General features: G+C 71.8%; 17 protein-coding genes. 2 read left to right on the top strand and 15 right to left on the bottom strand.

Annotated elements, in window-relative coordinates; translation table 11 throughout:
- Nucleotides 1-101 precede the first annotated feature (101 nt).
- Nucleotides 102-1,001 carry a 23S ribosomal RNA methyltransferase Erm gene (gene erm, locus ACFCVM_RS09155; protein WP_375835813.1) on the bottom strand — a complete coding sequence of 300 codons (900 nt, stop codon included), beginning with the start codon at nucleotides 999-1,001 and terminating at the stop codon, nucleotides 102-104.
- A gap of 238 nt (nucleotides 1,002-1,239) precedes the next feature.
- On the opposite strand from erm, the gene ACFCVM_RS09160 reads away from it, so the two are divergent.
- Nucleotides 1,240-1,557 carry a hypothetical protein gene (locus ACFCVM_RS09160; RefSeq protein ID WP_375835814.1) on the top strand — a complete coding sequence of 106 codons (318 nt, stop codon included), beginning with the start codon at nucleotides 1,240-1,242 and terminating at the stop codon, nucleotides 1,555-1,557.
- A 30-nt stretch (nucleotides 1,558-1,587) separates the two neighbouring features.
- Here the strand turns inward: ACFCVM_RS09160 and ACFCVM_RS09165 are convergent, their stop codons facing one another.
- Genes ACFCVM_RS09165 through ACFCVM_RS09205 form a run of 9 tightly spaced genes read right to left on the bottom strand, consistent with a single transcriptional unit; the run spans nucleotide 1,588 to nucleotide 10,173 of the window.
- Entirely contained in the window at nucleotides 1,588-2,151 is a 564-nt protein-coding gene (locus ACFCVM_RS09165) for a hypothetical protein (protein ID WP_375835815.1), read from the bottom strand.
- Nucleotides 2,148-2,567, bottom strand: coding sequence for a pilus assembly protein CpaE (locus ACFCVM_RS09170; RefSeq protein ID WP_375835816.1), 420 nt, complete (start codon nucleotides 2,565-2,567; stop codon nucleotides 2,148-2,150). Before ACFCVM_RS09170 ends, ACFCVM_RS09165 begins: the two co-directional genes overlap by 4 nt.
- Nucleotides 2,564-3,256 carry an endonuclease/exonuclease/phosphatase family protein gene (locus ACFCVM_RS09175; RefSeq protein ID WP_375835817.1) on the bottom strand — a complete coding sequence of 231 codons (693 nt, stop codon included), beginning with the start codon at nucleotides 3,254-3,256 and terminating at the stop codon, nucleotides 2,564-2,566. Before ACFCVM_RS09175 ends, ACFCVM_RS09170 begins: the two co-directional genes overlap by 4 nt.
- A 51-nt stretch (nucleotides 3,257-3,307) precedes the next feature.
- Nucleotides 3,308-4,465 carry an alcohol dehydrogenase catalytic domain-containing protein gene (locus ACFCVM_RS09180; protein ID WP_375836691.1) on the bottom strand — a complete coding sequence of 386 codons (1,158 nt, stop codon included), beginning with the start codon at nucleotides 4,463-4,465 and terminating at the stop codon, nucleotides 3,308-3,310.
- A 10-nt stretch (nucleotides 4,466-4,475) separates the two neighbouring features.
- Nucleotides 4,476-5,336: a phosphonatase-like hydrolase gene (locus ACFCVM_RS09185; RefSeq protein WP_375835818.1), complete on the bottom strand. Its 861-nt coding sequence runs from the start codon at nucleotides 5,334-5,336 to the stop codon at nucleotides 4,476-4,478.
- Nucleotides 5,333-6,517 (bottom strand): TIGR03364 family FAD-dependent oxidoreductase, encoded by a 1,185-nt coding sequence (locus tag ACFCVM_RS09190; protein WP_375835819.1) that lies wholly within the window; start codon nucleotides 6,515-6,517, stop codon nucleotides 5,333-5,335. The genes ACFCVM_RS09185 and ACFCVM_RS09190 overlap by 4 nt, the downstream gene beginning before the upstream one ends.
- Nucleotides 6,514-8,325, bottom strand: a complete 1,812-nt coding sequence (phnE, locus tag ACFCVM_RS09195) for a phosphonate ABC transporter, permease protein PhnE (protein WP_375835820.1) — start codon at nucleotides 8,323-8,325, stop codon at nucleotides 6,514-6,516. The genes ACFCVM_RS09190 and phnE overlap by 4 nt, the downstream gene beginning before the upstream one ends.
- The gene (gene phnC, locus ACFCVM_RS09200) at nucleotides 8,322-9,191 is read right to left on the bottom strand and encodes a phosphonate ABC transporter ATP-binding protein (RefSeq protein ID WP_375835821.1); all 870 of its coding nucleotides are present in this window, start codon (nucleotides 9,189-9,191) and stop codon (nucleotides 8,322-8,324) included. The genes phnE and phnC overlap by 4 nt, the downstream gene beginning before the upstream one ends.
- A 55-nt stretch (nucleotides 9,192-9,246) precedes the next feature.
- Entirely contained in the window at nucleotides 9,247-10,173 is a 927-nt protein-coding gene (locus ACFCVM_RS09205; protein WP_375835822.1) for a phosphate/phosphite/phosphonate ABC transporter substrate-binding protein, read from the bottom strand.
- A 174-nt stretch (nucleotides 10,174-10,347) separates the two neighbouring features.
- On the opposite strand from ACFCVM_RS09205, the gene ACFCVM_RS09210 reads away from it, so the two are divergent.
- The gene (locus ACFCVM_RS09210; protein ID WP_375835823.1) at nucleotides 10,348-10,770 is read left to right on the top strand and encodes a GNAT family N-acetyltransferase; all 423 of its coding nucleotides are present in this window, start codon (nucleotides 10,348-10,350) and stop codon (nucleotides 10,768-10,770) included.
- 57 nt (nucleotides 10,771-10,827) lie between these two features.
- Here the strand turns inward: ACFCVM_RS09210 and ACFCVM_RS09215 are convergent, their stop codons facing one another.
- The 5 genes from ACFCVM_RS09215 to ACFCVM_RS09235 form a co-directional block, all read right to left on the bottom strand.
- Nucleotides 10,828-11,031 (bottom strand): hypothetical protein, encoded by a 204-nt coding sequence (locus tag ACFCVM_RS09215; protein ID WP_375835824.1) that lies wholly within the window; start codon nucleotides 11,029-11,031, stop codon nucleotides 10,828-10,830.
- Nucleotides 11,028-11,948, bottom strand: coding sequence for an SDR family NAD(P)-dependent oxidoreductase (locus tag ACFCVM_RS09220; RefSeq protein ID WP_375835825.1), 921 nt, complete (start codon nucleotides 11,946-11,948; stop codon nucleotides 11,028-11,030). Before ACFCVM_RS09220 ends, ACFCVM_RS09215 begins: the two co-directional genes overlap by 4 nt.
- A 10-nt stretch (nucleotides 11,949-11,958) precedes the next feature.
- Nucleotides 11,959-12,294 (bottom strand): chorismate mutase, encoded by a 336-nt coding sequence (locus tag ACFCVM_RS09225; RefSeq protein ID WP_375835827.1) that lies wholly within the window; start codon nucleotides 12,292-12,294, stop codon nucleotides 11,959-11,961.
- Between the two features lie 97 nt (nucleotides 12,295-12,391).
- A complete protein-coding gene (locus tag ACFCVM_RS09230) occupies nucleotides 12,392-13,708 on the bottom strand; it encodes an FtsX-like permease family protein (protein WP_375835828.1) in 1,317 nt (438 codons plus the stop codon).
- Nucleotides 13,705-14,406, bottom strand: a complete 702-nt coding sequence (locus tag ACFCVM_RS09235; RefSeq protein ID WP_375835830.1) for an ABC transporter ATP-binding protein — start codon at nucleotides 14,404-14,406, stop codon at nucleotides 13,705-13,707. The genes ACFCVM_RS09230 and ACFCVM_RS09235 overlap by 4 nt, the downstream gene beginning before the upstream one ends.
- Between the last annotated feature and the right edge of the window lie 32 nt (nucleotides 14,407-14,438).

Consider the following 14,438-nt stretch of genomic DNA (forward strand, 5'->3'; position numbering starts at 1 on the left):
CAGATCGATGAGCTACGACAGCCTCGTGCTGCCGGGCAATCGATGAGTCCGGCGGTTGCGTGCGGGACGACAGGTCCCGGCGCATCAGCGATCAACTCACCTCACCCGCGACCCCCGGCAGCCCCGCGCACCCCGACCCAGAGCGCAGCCCACTGCGGCCCGGTGAGCCGACTCGGCAGCACGTCCGCGGTGACGCCCACCGAGGCCAGCAGTGAGCGGGTCCGCTCCGCGGACACCGGCCTCGAGGTGCGTCGGAGGATCTGAGCGAGCCCGCGCCCCTTCCCTCGATAGACCTCGGCGACGAACGCCTGATACGCCGCGGTGTCGGCCGTCGATACCAGCGGCTCGCGTCGCCGCTCGATCGTGAAGACGCCGCCATCGACCGAGGGGGCCGGCTTGAACGCCCGTGCCGGCACGCGATCGTGCAGCCGGAACGAGAACCACGGGTCCCATTGAGCCGTGAGCAGGCTCGAGCCGCCGACCCCGCAGCGACGCCGGGCGACCTCCCACTGGGTGAGCAGGATCGCGTCGGTCCAGTGCCCGCGCGGGAGGAGCGAGCGCATGATCGCCGTCGTGAGATGGAATGGCACGTTGCCGACGACGGCATGCGGCGCCGTCGGATAGCGCCAGGCGAGCGCGTCGGCCTCGACGATCGTGACGTCGGCATCGTGCGCGAACTCGCGACGAAGCGAGTCGGCCTGGCGGCGGTCGATCTCGAGCGCCGTGAGCGGCCGGCCGAGCGCCGCGAGCTCGCGGGTGATCGCGCCGCTACCGGCGCCGAGTTCGACGATCGGGCCGCGAGTGGCGGCCGTCAGCGCGACGAACCGCTCGACGACGCGGCGGTCGACGAGGAAGTTCTGGCCGAGTTCGTGGCGCCCGCCGACGGCCGACGGCCGGGCGAGTGCCGAGGCTGGAGCCGGTGCCCGGTGGGAACGGGCGGATCGACCGGAACGGGAGGCGGAAGACGAGAAGGGAAGGGAAGAAGGGTTGTGCGTACGCAATGAGAACTCCGCTGGCGAGGATCGTCAGCCGGGCGCGCCGAAGGGGCACCGCGGCCATGGTCATGGCCGAGGCGGAGGGACGCGTGAAGGTTCGGTCGCTCCGCCTCAGGCGGTGCGGGGCCGAATGATCATTGCAGCGGAATTGCAGGACACGATCGTCGACCCTAGCAAACGGGAGCGGGCCGCGCAGCCGAACGGCTCAGGAGCCCGACGGCCGGCAACTGCCATCATGGAGCCCATGCAACGCTCCCAGCGCATCGTGTTCGCCTCCTTCCTCGTGCTGTTCGCGGTCGTCGCGGTGCTCCTCTCGGCGTCGGCGATCCAGTTGTCGTACCAGCTGGACGACGGCACTGCGACGATGCAGCACACGGTGTTCGAACCGGCCGTGGTCTCGACGGTGATCGCCTCGGCGGTCGGGATCCTGCAGCTCGGCTTCCTGATCTGGAACCTCGTCTCCGAGCCGCCGGTCTTCACTTGGTGGATCGCCCTCGGCCTCACCGTCGTCGCATGCGGATGGACGATCTTCATGCTGTTCCAGCCGACCCCGCTGTTCTGACACCGGCCCCGCCTGGCGGCCGGCCCCGGTTCAGGAACCCGACGGCGGGTTCGCGAGCAGCTCGACCCGGTCGGCGAGATACCGGCCGAGCGGCGTGAGCGCGTCGGGCTGCGCCGGGCTCCAGCGAACGAACAGCTCGCCGCCGACCAGCACGAGCGGGCCGGATGCCCCGGACCGCCCGAGCTCCACCGGGTCGACCGGCACCGCACCGAAGTTCACGGTCTCGCCCTCGGCGAATCCGCCCTTCGAGGCGGCGACGGCGTAGGCGCGCTGCTCGGCGATCGCCGCGGCAGGGGTGCTCCGCCTGACGGGGCGTTCGGCACGCACGACGCGGCCGGTCGCGAGGAGCCGGCCGTCGGCGCCGACGAGCAGCACCCCGAGCCGCCAGACCCGGCCGAGCGGGGTCATCCGCGCCGCACGCGTGATGCCGAGCGTGCGGCGCTCCGGAACGTACTCGGCGAGCGCCTCGTCGCGGGCACTGTGGCGGGCGAGCTCGGCTGCTGCAGCCGATGCGGCATCGGCGAGCGGCCGCAGCACCTGCAGCGCCTCCGACGATTGCGAAGGAGACGGCCCGGGCGCCGAGGCATCCGTCATCGCGATCGCCCGATCAGTTCGAACAGGGCGAGGCCGTATGCCTCGGCGACGTCGGGATGCTCGAAGCGATGCGGCTCGCCGCCGAGCTCGATCTCGACCTCGAACGCGTCGTCGAGGCGCCGCAGCGCCCGGAACGACCCGCGGAGCAGCTCCCGCAACTGGTCTTCGCGCGGCAACCAGACGGCGTCGCCGACCGAGACCGAGTCGAGCGCCCACTCGGTCGTGCCGTTGAAGCCGAGCACCGTGTCGGTCGAGTACGCCTGCGGCTCGATCGTCATCTCGCTGACCGTGAACACCTCGGCCTCGACCTCGGACTCGACGGTATCGGGCAGGTCGAGCGCGAAGCGATCGCCCGACTCCGGGTGCCACACGAGGCCGGCGTCCCGCAGCGCGAGCGCGAGTTCGCGACCGATCATGTGGCGCTCGCGACGACGGGCACGCTGTACTCGGCGTCGACGAGGATCGGCATGTGGTCGGACGAGCCGCGCGCGAGGGTCTCGACGGCCGAGATGTCGAGTCCGACCGAGGTCGCGAGGTCGAAGTGCCCGCGGAAGAACTTGTACCGCGTGTAGGTGCGCTTGTCGCTGAGCGTCAGGTCGTAGCCCGAGTCGCGCACCTTCTCGCCGAGGTTCTCCTTGAAGATCGGGTAGTTGTAGTCGCCCACCATGAGGGTCGGCAGCCCCGGGCCGAGGAACTGCAGCTCGCCGAGCGCCGACTTGATCTGGTGGCGTCGCAGCGAGTTCAGCGCGGTCAGCGGCGCAGCGTGGAACGAGGCGACGATGAGCTCGCGCTGCGCCTCGTTATCGTAGAGCCGCACACCGATGAGTCGTTCGTGCGCCGGCTGCAGCAGCCGGTCGTGCAGCGACTTCTTGAGCGCGAACGCCTGGATGCGCAGGGCTCGGAATCGCTCCGCGTCGTAGTAGAGCGCGAGGCCGAGCCGGTTGCGCTGCGTCGCATCGGCGAGCTGCAGGTCGTGGATCTGCTGCGGGAGATCTTGTGTGTCGCACTCCTGCAGGCACAGGATGTCGGGCTCGTGGCGCTCGACGAGACCGACGAGTTCGCCGCTCGCCCGGTGCTTCCGCAGGTTGTAGCTGATGACGCGCATGATTCGATCAGCCTACGTCTCCCAGCTCATCGGGTCCCCAGAATCTCGGGATCAGATCGGGCGGCGACCCGGCGCGACCCCGACCCGCACGTGCAGCCCGGTCGCGGCCTCCTCGAGCGCGAGGTCGAGTTCGGCGAGCGGATGCGTCGCCCCCACGAGCTCCTCGAAGGGCAGCAGCTGCCACGCCCGCTCGAGGAACGCGACCGCGCGCTCGAGCTGGCCCGCCGAGTAGTTGTGCACGCCGGTCACGGTCGCGAGCCGCCGCACGACGGTCTCGGGGTCGAGGCTCACCTCCGACCCCGGAGAGACGCTGCCCACGAGCACGGCGACGCCGCCGACCCCGACGATGTCGAGCACGGTGCGCACCGCCGCCGCGGTTCCGGATGCCTCGATCGCGACGAGCACCTCCGGGCGGCCGCGCTCCGCGAAGCGCGCGAGCGCCGCGTCGAGGCGATCGGGCGATGCACCTCGGGCGAGCGGGTCGACCGTGACGGCGCCGAGCCGCCGGGCGAAGGCTCGCCGCGCGGCATCCGGATCGCTGACGACGACCTCCGCTCCGGACTCGATGGCCATCGCCGCGACGGAGAGGCCGATCATGCCCGCACCGGTGACGAGCACGAGCGCGCCGTCGAGTCCGACCTTCGCCGCGGCCGCGTCGAGCGCCGCGACCGCCGTGGCCGTCGCGCACGATGCGGGTGCCGCGATGGCTGCGGGCAGCGCCTCGCTGACGCGCACCGTCGCGGTGCCCGCTCGCAGCTGCACGTGGGTGGCGAAACCGCCCGACAGCTCCCAGCCCCGATGCACGCGCTCGTGCCCGTACTTCGCGAGCGTGCGGCACTTCTGCGCGAGCCCCCTGCGGCACCGGTCGCAGTCGCCGCAGCTGACGGTGACCGACCACACGACGCGATCACCGAGTTCGAGCGGCGTGCCGTCGGCCCGCACGGCGCCGTCGCCCACGGCGACGACCCGGCCGACCTGCTCGTGCCCGAGCACGAGCGGCGCGGGAGCGGAGCGGTGGCCGCTGACCGTGTGCACGTCGGATCCGCAGATCGTGGCGAGTTCGACCTCGACGAGCGCCTCCCCCGGCGCGAGCCGCACCCCGGGCGCCGCGAGCGCCTCATGCGGGCGGCCCGGCTCGTACCAGACCATCGCGATCGGCGACGGCTTGACGATGATGTCGAGATCGCCGACCCGCACGACGGTGTGCATCGACACGCCGCTACTCGCCGCGGAGGCCGAGCAGCGCGGGCAGCTCGGTGATGCTGTCGATGACGGCGTCGGCTCCGGCCTCCTCGAGCGCGTCGCGGTCGTGGGCGCCGCTCAGCACGCCGACGACGAATCCGGCGCCTGCATTGACGCCGGATGCGACATCGCTCACGGTGTCGCCGACGACGACCATCGCGTCGACCGCGCTCGCGCCGGTGCGGAGCAGTGCGGTGAGCGGCATGTCGGGGTGCGGGCGGCCGCGACCGGCGTCGGCGGGCGACAGCACGGCATCGGCGAGGTCGTGCCAGCCGAGCGCATCGATGATCGCGGTCCGCGTCTCGGGCGAGAACCCGGTCGTGAGCACGACGGATGCCCCGGCGCCGCGCAGCTCTCTGATGACTTCGGCCGCGCCCGGGATCTCGGCGACGCCCTCGCTCGCGACGAGCTCGGCGTACGCCCCCTCGAAGGCCGAGTTCGCCCGCTGCGCGGCGTCTTCGTCGCCATCGGCGAGCACGCGGAAGACGTCGATCTTCGACTGGCCCATCGTGTCGCGAACGTACTGGAGTGCGAGGTCGAAGGCCTCGCCGGTCGCGATGCCGCTGCGCTCGGCGGCGAGGGCGAACGCCCGCTCCACCACGCCGTCGTCGGCGACGGTCGTTCCGGCCATGTCGAGCACGATCAGCTCGATGTCGCCCGACTCGTCGTCGTCGTCGAGGTCGTCGTCATCGAAGTCCTCGAGCCGCTCGTCGAGCTGCTCGGCGATGAGCGCGCGCGTGCCGGCCTCGCCCGCCTCGCCGGCTTCGGAGAGCTCGGCCAGCTCGTCGCGCTCGGCGAGTTCGTCGGCGGAGAGGTCGATGGGAGTGTTCGAGGTCATGATGCGCCTTTCTGCAGGGTGATCGTGGGTGCCGAGGCGAACGCCGACGAGTCGCGGGCCAACACCGGCTCGCCGGAGAAGCCGGCGACGACGTGCTCGGCGAGCCCGAGTCCGGTCGTCATGCCGATGCCGGTCGTGGCGGCGACGAGGTGCACGCCGGGTTCGACCTCCTCGATGAGGAAGTCCTCGGGCCCGCTCGCGTAGACGCCCTGCCAGCGCTCGACCACGCGCAGCTCGTCGAGGCCGAAGAGCGACCGGGTCTCGGCGGCGAGCGACTCGAACGCGAACTCGGCCTGGAAGGGCGCGACAGTCGTGCCGCGAGAGTGGGTGTCGCCGACGATGAGGGTGCCGTCGGGCAGCCGCGTGTACATCTGGTTCAGGTCGAGCGCCGCGAGGTCGGGGCGCTCGGAGTGCAGCCGCTCGCGAAGGGCCGCCGCAGCCGGAGTGGCCGAGAAGGCGCCGTACCGCACGAGCGACCAGCCGGTGAGGAGCGGTGCGGCGAGCGGCATCCGCAGCTCCGCCGAGACCCGCATCATGTCGAGCGCGCACCGCACGATGCCGTGTCGCTCGGCGACTTCGGGGTAGAGCAGGTCGATGTCGTGGTTCACCGCGACGACCACACGGCCGGCGTCGATCGGGCCGCGGCTCGTCTCGACACGGCCGCGGCGCACGGCGCCGACCGCGGTGCGCCGGCGGAACTCGACGCCCTCGCGCTCGAGGTGCGCGGCGAGCGCGGCGAGGGCCTGGCGCGGATTCGCCTGCAGGTCGTGCGGGAGGAACGCGCCCCCGACGGCGGTACCCGGGGCGAGCGGCATCCGCTCTTCGGCCTCGGCCGCCGTGAGCAGCTCGACCTCGCCACCGCGGGTGCCCTCGAGATCGCTGAGCACGGCGAACTCGTCGTCGCGGCGGGCGGCGACGAGGGTGCCCGATTCCCGCAGCCACACGCCGGCATCGAGGGCGAGCCCGAGCCACAGCTCACGAGAGGTGAGCGCGAACTCACGGGCGAGCCCGGCCTGCGGGGTGAAGCACAGGTGACCGAAGTTGCGGACGGATGCCCCGGCTGCCTCGCTGCCCCGCTCGATCACGACGACCCGCTGCCCGCGCCGGTGGGCGGCGAGTGCGGCGCCGAGGCCGACGATGCCCGATCCGACCACGGCGACGTCGAAGCCGGCCGTGCTCATCGGAACACCCGGCGCATCCACATCGCGATGCCCTCGACGATCAGCACCGTGACGAGGATCATCAGCACGATCGCGGTCACGACGGCGTAGTTCGAGCCCTGCCCGGCGTTCAGCAGGTAGTACCCGATGCCGCCGCCGCCCACGATGCCGAGGATCGTGGCCGCACGGATGTTCGTGTCGAGCAGGTAGAAGCTGTGCCCGATGAGCGCCCGCGTTCCCTGCGGCAGGGTCGCCGAGGCGTAGACCTGGCCGCGGCTCGCGCCGGTGGCGCGCAGCGCACGCTCGGGCCCCGGCCTCACCTCTTCGAACGAGTCGGCGATGAGCTTGCCGAGCAGGCCGATGCCGCCGAATGCGAGGGCGAGGGTGCCGGCCTGGCTGCCGAGGCCCGTGATGACGATGAGCACGATCGCGAGGATCACCTCGGGGATGCCGCGGATCACCACGAGCAGCAGTCGCATCGACGTGCGCACGGTGCCGTTCGGGGCGACGTTGCGAGCGGCGAGCGAGCCGACGAAGACCGACACGACGAACGCGAGCAGGGTCGCGGCGAGTGCGATGCCGATCGTCTGCGCCATTGCACCGAACATGGTGGCGGCGTCGTAGTTGCCGAAGTTCGGCGGCCAGAACTGCACCGCGATCGCGGGGACCTTCGCCCAGAAGGTGATGAGGTCGCCCCACTGGATGTTGCAGACGAGCACGCTGCCGATGACGACCGCGAGCGCGATCCAGCCCCAGACGGCGTTCCGGATCCGCACGGCGTCCCACGGCCTGCTGAGGGCGGCTTCGAGGTCGGATGCCGCGTGGCGGGCGCCGACGCCGTGGCGCGGGGCCGCGGCATCCGCCCGCCCGACCGTTGCCTGCGTCGATGCCTGCGCTGCCGCCGAGCGGGCGTTGCGTGCCCGTGCGCCGGCGTTCTGCACGCCGCGCACGACGCGGTCGCCGAGCCCCCGACCCGACGGCGCGCCGCCGAGCATGGCCTGGCGCACGACGCTCGAGACGATCTCCATGACCACGCAGAGCGCGAACATCACGAGCGCGATGCCGAGGCCCTCCGAGTAGTTCAGCGACTTGAACGCGAACGACATCTCCATGCCGAGGCCGACGACGCCGACGTAGCCGAGCACGACCGATCCGCGCAGGTTGATGTCGTTGCGGTGCAGCACGGTCGCCACCCACGACGGCAGCACCTGCGGCAGGATCCCGCTCGTGAACTCCTGCAGCTTCGAGCCTCCTGCGGCACGGATGGCGCGGCGCGGGCCTTCGTCGATCTGCTCGATGGCGTCGGCGAAGAGCTTGGCGATCATGCCGATCGAGTGGATGCCGATCGCGAGGATGCCGGGGAGCGAGCCGAGCGAGAACATGAGCACGAAGACCATCGCGAGCACGACGTCGGGGATCGCACGGGTCAGCACCGTGACGAAGCGGCCGAACGCCTGCCAGGCGCGGCCCGGTGTGGTGTTCGACGCGGCGAGATAGGCGACGGGCACCGAGATGACCGCGGCGAGCAGGGTGCCGCAGAGCACGAGCCCGATCGTGAGCGCGGTGAGGTAGAGGAGCTCCCCCGGCTCGGGGAAGGTGATCGGGCCGACGCGGGCGAAGAACCGCTCGGCGTTGCCCCAGCTCTCGATCATGCTCGGGATCGAGATGCCCGAGTCCGCGAGGGCGATGACGGACGCCACGACGATCGCGCCGAGCGTCAGGGTCGCGGCGATGCGCTCCGGCGAAACGCGGCGGCGGGGTGCCCGCTCGGCGATCGACGATGAGGGCGGCGGTGCCGATGGGGCCGGAGCGACGGCGGCGAGGCTCATGAGCGCAGCGCGCCGTCGGCGACGTGGGTGTCTGCTGCGGCGTCGGCCGCGGCGTCCGCGAGCTCAACCTCGATCGCCTCGAGTTCCGTGGTCGACGTGGCGACCCGGCCGTAGATCTCCATGACCTCGGCCTTTGAGAGACCCTCGGCGGGCGTGTCGAGCACGACCTCGCCGTGGCGGAGCCCGACGATGCGGTCGCCCCAGGAGAGCGCGAGGTCGACCTGGTGCAGGCTGCAGACGACGGTGAGGCCGGCGTCCATCGCGATCTCGCGGATGAGCGACATGACCTGCTCGCTCGACTCGGGGTCGAGCGAGGCGACGGGCTCGTCGGCGAGGAGGATCTCGGGGTCCTGCATGAGGGCGCGTGCGATGGCGACGCGCTGCTGCTGGCCGCCAGAGAGCGTGTCCGCCCGCTGGTACGCCCGGTCGAGCAGGCCCACCCGGTCGAGGTGGCCGAGCGCCGCGAGCTTCAGCCGCCGCGGGTAGCTCCAGAGCCCGATGCGCGGGCCGCGGAGCTCGGAGAGCGCGCCGGTCAGCACGTTCTCGAGCACCGTTAGCGACGGCACGAGGTCGAACTGCTGGAAGACGAAGCCCATGCGGCTGCGCAGGGCCCGGAGGCGCCGCCCCGTCAGGCGCGGCACCTCCTGGCCGAGCACGCGCACGGAACCGGATGTCGGCGTCTCGAGTCCGTCGAGGTGCCGCAGCAGGGTCGACTTGCCCGACCCCGAGAGCCCGAGGAGCACCACGATCTCCCCCCGCGCGACCGTGAGCGACGCCCCATTCAGCGCCACGGTGCGGCCGAACTCCTTCGTGAGTCCGGTGACGTCGATGACGACGCGATCCTCGTTGCCGACTGGCGTGCCCATGCGGTGCTCCGTGTTCCGTGTTCCGTGCGATCCGACCGTGTTCAGTGCCGAGGCGTCAGCCCTGGCACTGGTCCGCGTTCGTCTTCTCGCAGATGTCGCGGATGGTGTCGTAGTACGCGTCGTCGACGGGCGACGTCGCGAAGAAGACGCTGCGGAACGCGTCGGTGTCGGCGCTGTCGATGCCTGCGGCGATGATCTCGTCGATCGTGACCTCGCCGAGGATGTCGGTCAACTGGGCCTGGAGCTCTTCGGGCAGCGTTTTCGAGAGCACGATCGGCGCGCCGGGAACCATCGTCTCGGCGATGACCTCGACCTTGTCGCTCTTCTCGACCTCGCTGTCCTCGGCGAAGCCGGCCTCGCACTCGACGCCCTCACCGGTCTTGGTGACCGAGACGTCGTGCTTGCCCGCGAACACCGGCGTGACGTCGGTCTCGGGGTCGATGCCCTCGTTCAGCAGGTTGTAGCTCGGGAACAGGTAGCCCGAGGTCGACGACGGGTCGACGAAGCAGACCTTCTTGCCCTTGAAGCCGGCGAGGTCGGTGATGTCGCTGCCCTTGGGCACGATCGCCTGCGAGAAGTAACCGGGCTCCTGGCCCTCTTCGGTGATGATCGAGGAGATCGGGGTGAGGGCGGCGCCGTTGTTCGTCGCGGTCACGTAGGTGAAGCCCGAGAAGGAGGCGACGTCGATCTTGCCGGCGACGGCGGCCTCGATGAGCGCGGCGTAGTCGGTGGACTCGTGGTATTCGACCGTCTTGCCGGTCTCCTGCGCGATGTAGTCCATGAGGGGCTGGTAGTTCGTCTCGGTGTCGACCGAGTCGGGAACGACGCCGAAGACGAGCGTGTTCTCGTCGACGGCGAACTTCGCACCCGAGGCATCCGCTGCGGCGTCGTCGGCCGCGGAGGGCGACGAACAGGCGGCGAGGCCGACGGTGAGCAGGGCCGCTGCGGCGATCGCGGGCCAGGCCTTGGTGTTGAGCTTCATCGGAAACCTTTCGTGACCGCTGCGCCCGGTGCAGGCGCATGCTGTGTGTTCCGATGGCCCAAGCTAGGCAGCGGGCGCCAACGCAGGGCAGCGTCACGGTTACCGGCAGGTGAACCGCGTGCGGCGTTCTCGCACGGCACGGCGTCCAGTCACTCGTGCGTCAGAATCGGAGCCATGGCCGACCCCGAGTTCCGAACCGCCACGCCCGACGACATTCCCGAGGTGCTGCAGTTCTGGCAGTCCTCTGCGGAGAACGACACCCGGCCGGTCGACACCGCAGCCGCCGTCGAACGACTGATCGCTCGCGACCCCGACGCGCTCATCGTCGCCGTCGTCGACGGCACGGTGGTGGGCTCGGTGATCGCAGGATGGGATGGGTGGCGCGCGCACCTCTACCGCCTCGCGGTGAGCCCCGAGTTCCGTCGACGTGGAATCGGCAACCGCCTGCTCGAGCACGCGGCGGCCGGCCTGTCTCAGTTCGGCGCCGCACGCATCGACGCCATGGTGCTCGACGGCAACGAGCTCGGCCAGACGATCTGGCAGTCAGCGGGATACTCGCCGCAGCCGGAGTGGAGCCGCTGGGTGAAGCCCGCCTGATCGGGCCGAGCGGCGGGCGAGCGCGGCACCTCGTGCCGCATGCGCGCGTCGCAGGGCTCAGCGGCGGATGCGCCCCGGCCCCATCGCAGCACCGAGGCCGGTCGCGATGATGCCCGCGAAGAGCCACCCGTACCGGCCCGAGACGACGCCGATCACGGCGAGCACGATGCCGACGGCGACCACGGTGCGCGAGAGGATGCGCCGGACCCTCGGCCGCGCGAAGAATCGCGGCTTCTCGGCGGGCCCGGCCGGCCCACTCATGCGCCGACGGTGAACGTCGTGCCGGTGGCGTCTTCGGCGGAAGCCCAGAAGCGTGCAGCGATCGCGGCATCCGTCGACGTGCGGGTCGGCCGCTGCAGCGTCGGCTCGCCCTTCGTCGACCAGCGCGGGCCCCAGAACTGGCCGCCCTCGACGCCCGGCGCCGTGAGCGCGTGCAGGGTCGGCTCGGCGCCGCGATGCTTGCCCTGCGCCCACAGCCCCTGCAGCGAGTCGCGGAATCGCTTGCCGGTCGACGGTTCGTTGACGCCCGGCACCCGCGGCGTTCTGCCGCCCACCGAGTAGCCCGGGTGGGCGACGATGCTCGAGATCGGGGCGCCGGCCGCTCGAAGCCGCCGGTCGAGCTCGAAGGCGAAGACCTGCGTCGCGATCTTCGACTGCGCGTAGGCCCGCCAGGCGTCGTAGCCGCGCTCGAGCTGCAGGTCGTCGACGCGGAACGTCGAAAGCCGGCTCGACAGCGAGCCGAGCGCGACGATGCGCGCACCCGGCGCGAGGTGCGGCAGCACCCGCGCCAGCAGCGCGAAGTGGCCGAGCACGTTCGTCGCGAGCACGAGCTCGTTGCCGTCGGGCGATTCGAGACGCGCATTCGGCGTGTGCACCATGCCGGCATTGGCGACGACGCCGTCGAACGACGAGCGGTGCAGCAGGCGGGCGGCGCCGGCGCGCACCGAGTCGAGCGAGGCGAGGTCGATGACGAGCGGTTCGACGGATGCCTCGGGGCGCGCGCCGCGGATCGCGGCCATCGCCGCCTCGAGCCGCTCGGGGCTGCGCCCGACGAGCACGACGTGCGCGCCCGCGCCTGCGAGCCGCGCCGCCGTGAAGAACCCGAGCCCGGCGTTCGCCCCGGTCACGAGGTACCGCTTGCCCACCTGCGACGGCATCGCCGCCGGGTACCAGTTCACGGCTCGGAGCTCACAGCTCGTCGGAGCTTGAGGCCGCGCCGTTGGCGAGCTCTTCGTGGTGCTGGATCACCTCGGCGACGACGAAGTTGAACCACTTCTCGGCGAACGCCGGGTCGAGGTGCGCGTCGATCGCGAGGTTCCGGAGCCGCGCGATCTGGCGTCGCTCGCGGTCGGGGTCGCTCGGCGGCAGTCCGTGCGTCGCCTTCAATCGGCCGACCTGCTGGGTGAACTTGAAGCGTTCGGCGAGCAGGTGGATGAGCGCCGCGTCGATGTTGTCGATGCTGGACCTGATGCCGAGCAGCTCGCTCATGGCAGCATCACGTTCGTCGAAGGACCCGTCACTCATGCTTCGACCCTACCTTCGGCGACGGGTGCCGGCCGAGCCGGTCGCAACGGCTCGGCCGGGCGCGTGGCCGCTGGTCTCGGCCGGGCGCGGACCGGGCTCAGCCCGCCGCCGCCCGCTCGAGCATCGGCTTCGTCGCGAGCAGGCCGAGCCAGACGACGCCGATGCCGGCCGCGAGCACCCCGGCGATGACCGCGAGCGAGAGCGGCGCGACGATGATCGCGGCGCCCGTGAGCGGCAGCATCACGACGGCCGCCGTCACTGCGGAGCCGATCGCGGTGATGCGCAGGGGCGACATGACCGCCCGTCGCCGCGCCGTGTCCATGGTCGGGGTCGGCATGCCGAGCATGTCGAGCGAGCGGTACAGCTCGCCGCGGTCGAGGATGCCCGCGGCCTGGTTCACGCCGACCGAGCTCGCGACCATGAGGAACGAGCCGATGACCGTGATGAGGATGCCGGTGCGGATGTCGGCGAAGAGCTGCAGCGACTGAGTGTCGGCGGCCTCGCCGAAGGAGCCGAGCAGGGCGATGCCGGTGCCCGCGAAGACCGCCATGAAGCTCGTCATCGCGACGCCCGAGACCTGCCGCCAGGCCGCCTTCGGCGACTCCAGCACGGAGCGGGCTGCGAGCAGGCGCGCCGGCGTCTTCGCGCGTCGCGCCTGCGACTGCGCGACGAGGCGGATGACCCACGGGCCGATGAGGTTCAGCACCGCGATGGTGCCGCCGAAGGCCGCGCCGAGCATCGCGAGGATGACCATCACCGAACCGGCGACCTGCAGCACGGACATCATGAGGAACGCGAGCGCGATGACCGCGACGCCGATGACGATGCGGAGCCAGTGCAGCTTCGGGGCGTCCTGCTTCGTGCGCACGCCGAGCGGCGAGATGACGACCTGCCTGAGGCCGAGCACGGCGCTCGCCGCCGCGAGCAGCACGACCCCCGCGACCACCGCGGCGAGCGCGGGCAGGCCGAGCAGCACGCCGTCGATGCCGAGGGCCTCGCCCCGGAACGGGATGAGCGCGACGAGCGGCACGAGGAGGAAGTACAGCACGACGCCGGCGATGGCGCCGGCAGCGGCGAGCACGACCGATTCGAGCACGGCGAGCGCCGACACGGTCGCCGGGGTGGCGCCGAGCAGGCGCAGGGTCGCGAGCCGGTCGTCGCGGCGGCGGGCCGAGAGGCGGGCGGCCGCGCCGCCGAGCGAGGCGAGCGGAACCACGAGCAGCACGAGGGCGATGACCGCGAGCGCCTGGTACGTGACGCCGATGTCGTCGGTCCACGTCCAGAACGACTGGGCGCCGCCGAGCACGACGAGCAGGAGCGAGGTGACGATCGCGAAGGCCGTGACGGGCAGGAGGCTCGCCGCCGCACCGGCGGTGCCGGGTCGGGCGAGCAGCCATGCGACGCGGGCGATCACGCGGTCACCCCGGGCACCCGCTCGCCGACGATGCGGCCGTCGCGCATATCGACGATGCGGGAGCATCGACCCGCGACATCCGCGTCGTGCGTGACGAGCACGAGCGTGCGCCCCTGTCCGGTGGTCGAGTCGAGGAGCGCCTGCATGACCTCGGCCGAGGTGGCCGAGTCGAGCGCGCCGGTCGGCTCGTCGGCGAAGACGACGGATGCCCCGGTCACCTGCGCCCGCGCGATCGCGACGCGCTGCGCCTGGCCGCCCGAGAGCTGGCCGATGCGGCGGTCCTCCATGCCGGCGAGGCCGAGGGCGGCGAGCCAGCCTCGCCCGTACTCCTCGGCGCGGGCGCGCGGCATGCCGTTCAGCATGAGGGCGAGCGCGACGTTCTCGACCGCCGTGAGCTCGGGAATGAGGAGGCCCTGCTGGAAGACGAAGCCGTACGCCTCCCGGCGAAGCCGCGAGCGCTCGCGCTCGCTGAGCCCGGTGACCTCGACCCGCCCGGCGCCCGACTGGAAGCCGACCGTGCCGGTATCGGGGCGGGTGATGCCCGCGAGGCAGTGCAGCAGGGTCGTCTTGCCCGAGCCGGAGGCGCCCATGATGGCGATCGCCTCCCCGGTGCGCACCTGGAGGTCGACGCCCGCGAGGGCGCGAGTCTGACCGAACGACTTGCTGAGGCCGGATGCCTCGATCACGAAGGAACTCATACCCTCGAGCCTGCCGGGGCGGGCCGAGGCGG

Origin of the sequence: Agromyces sp. NPDC056389 (assembly GCF_042262385.1) — a bacterium.
Taxonomy (GTDB): Bacteria; Actinomycetota; Actinomycetes; order Actinomycetales; family Microbacteriaceae; genus Agromyces.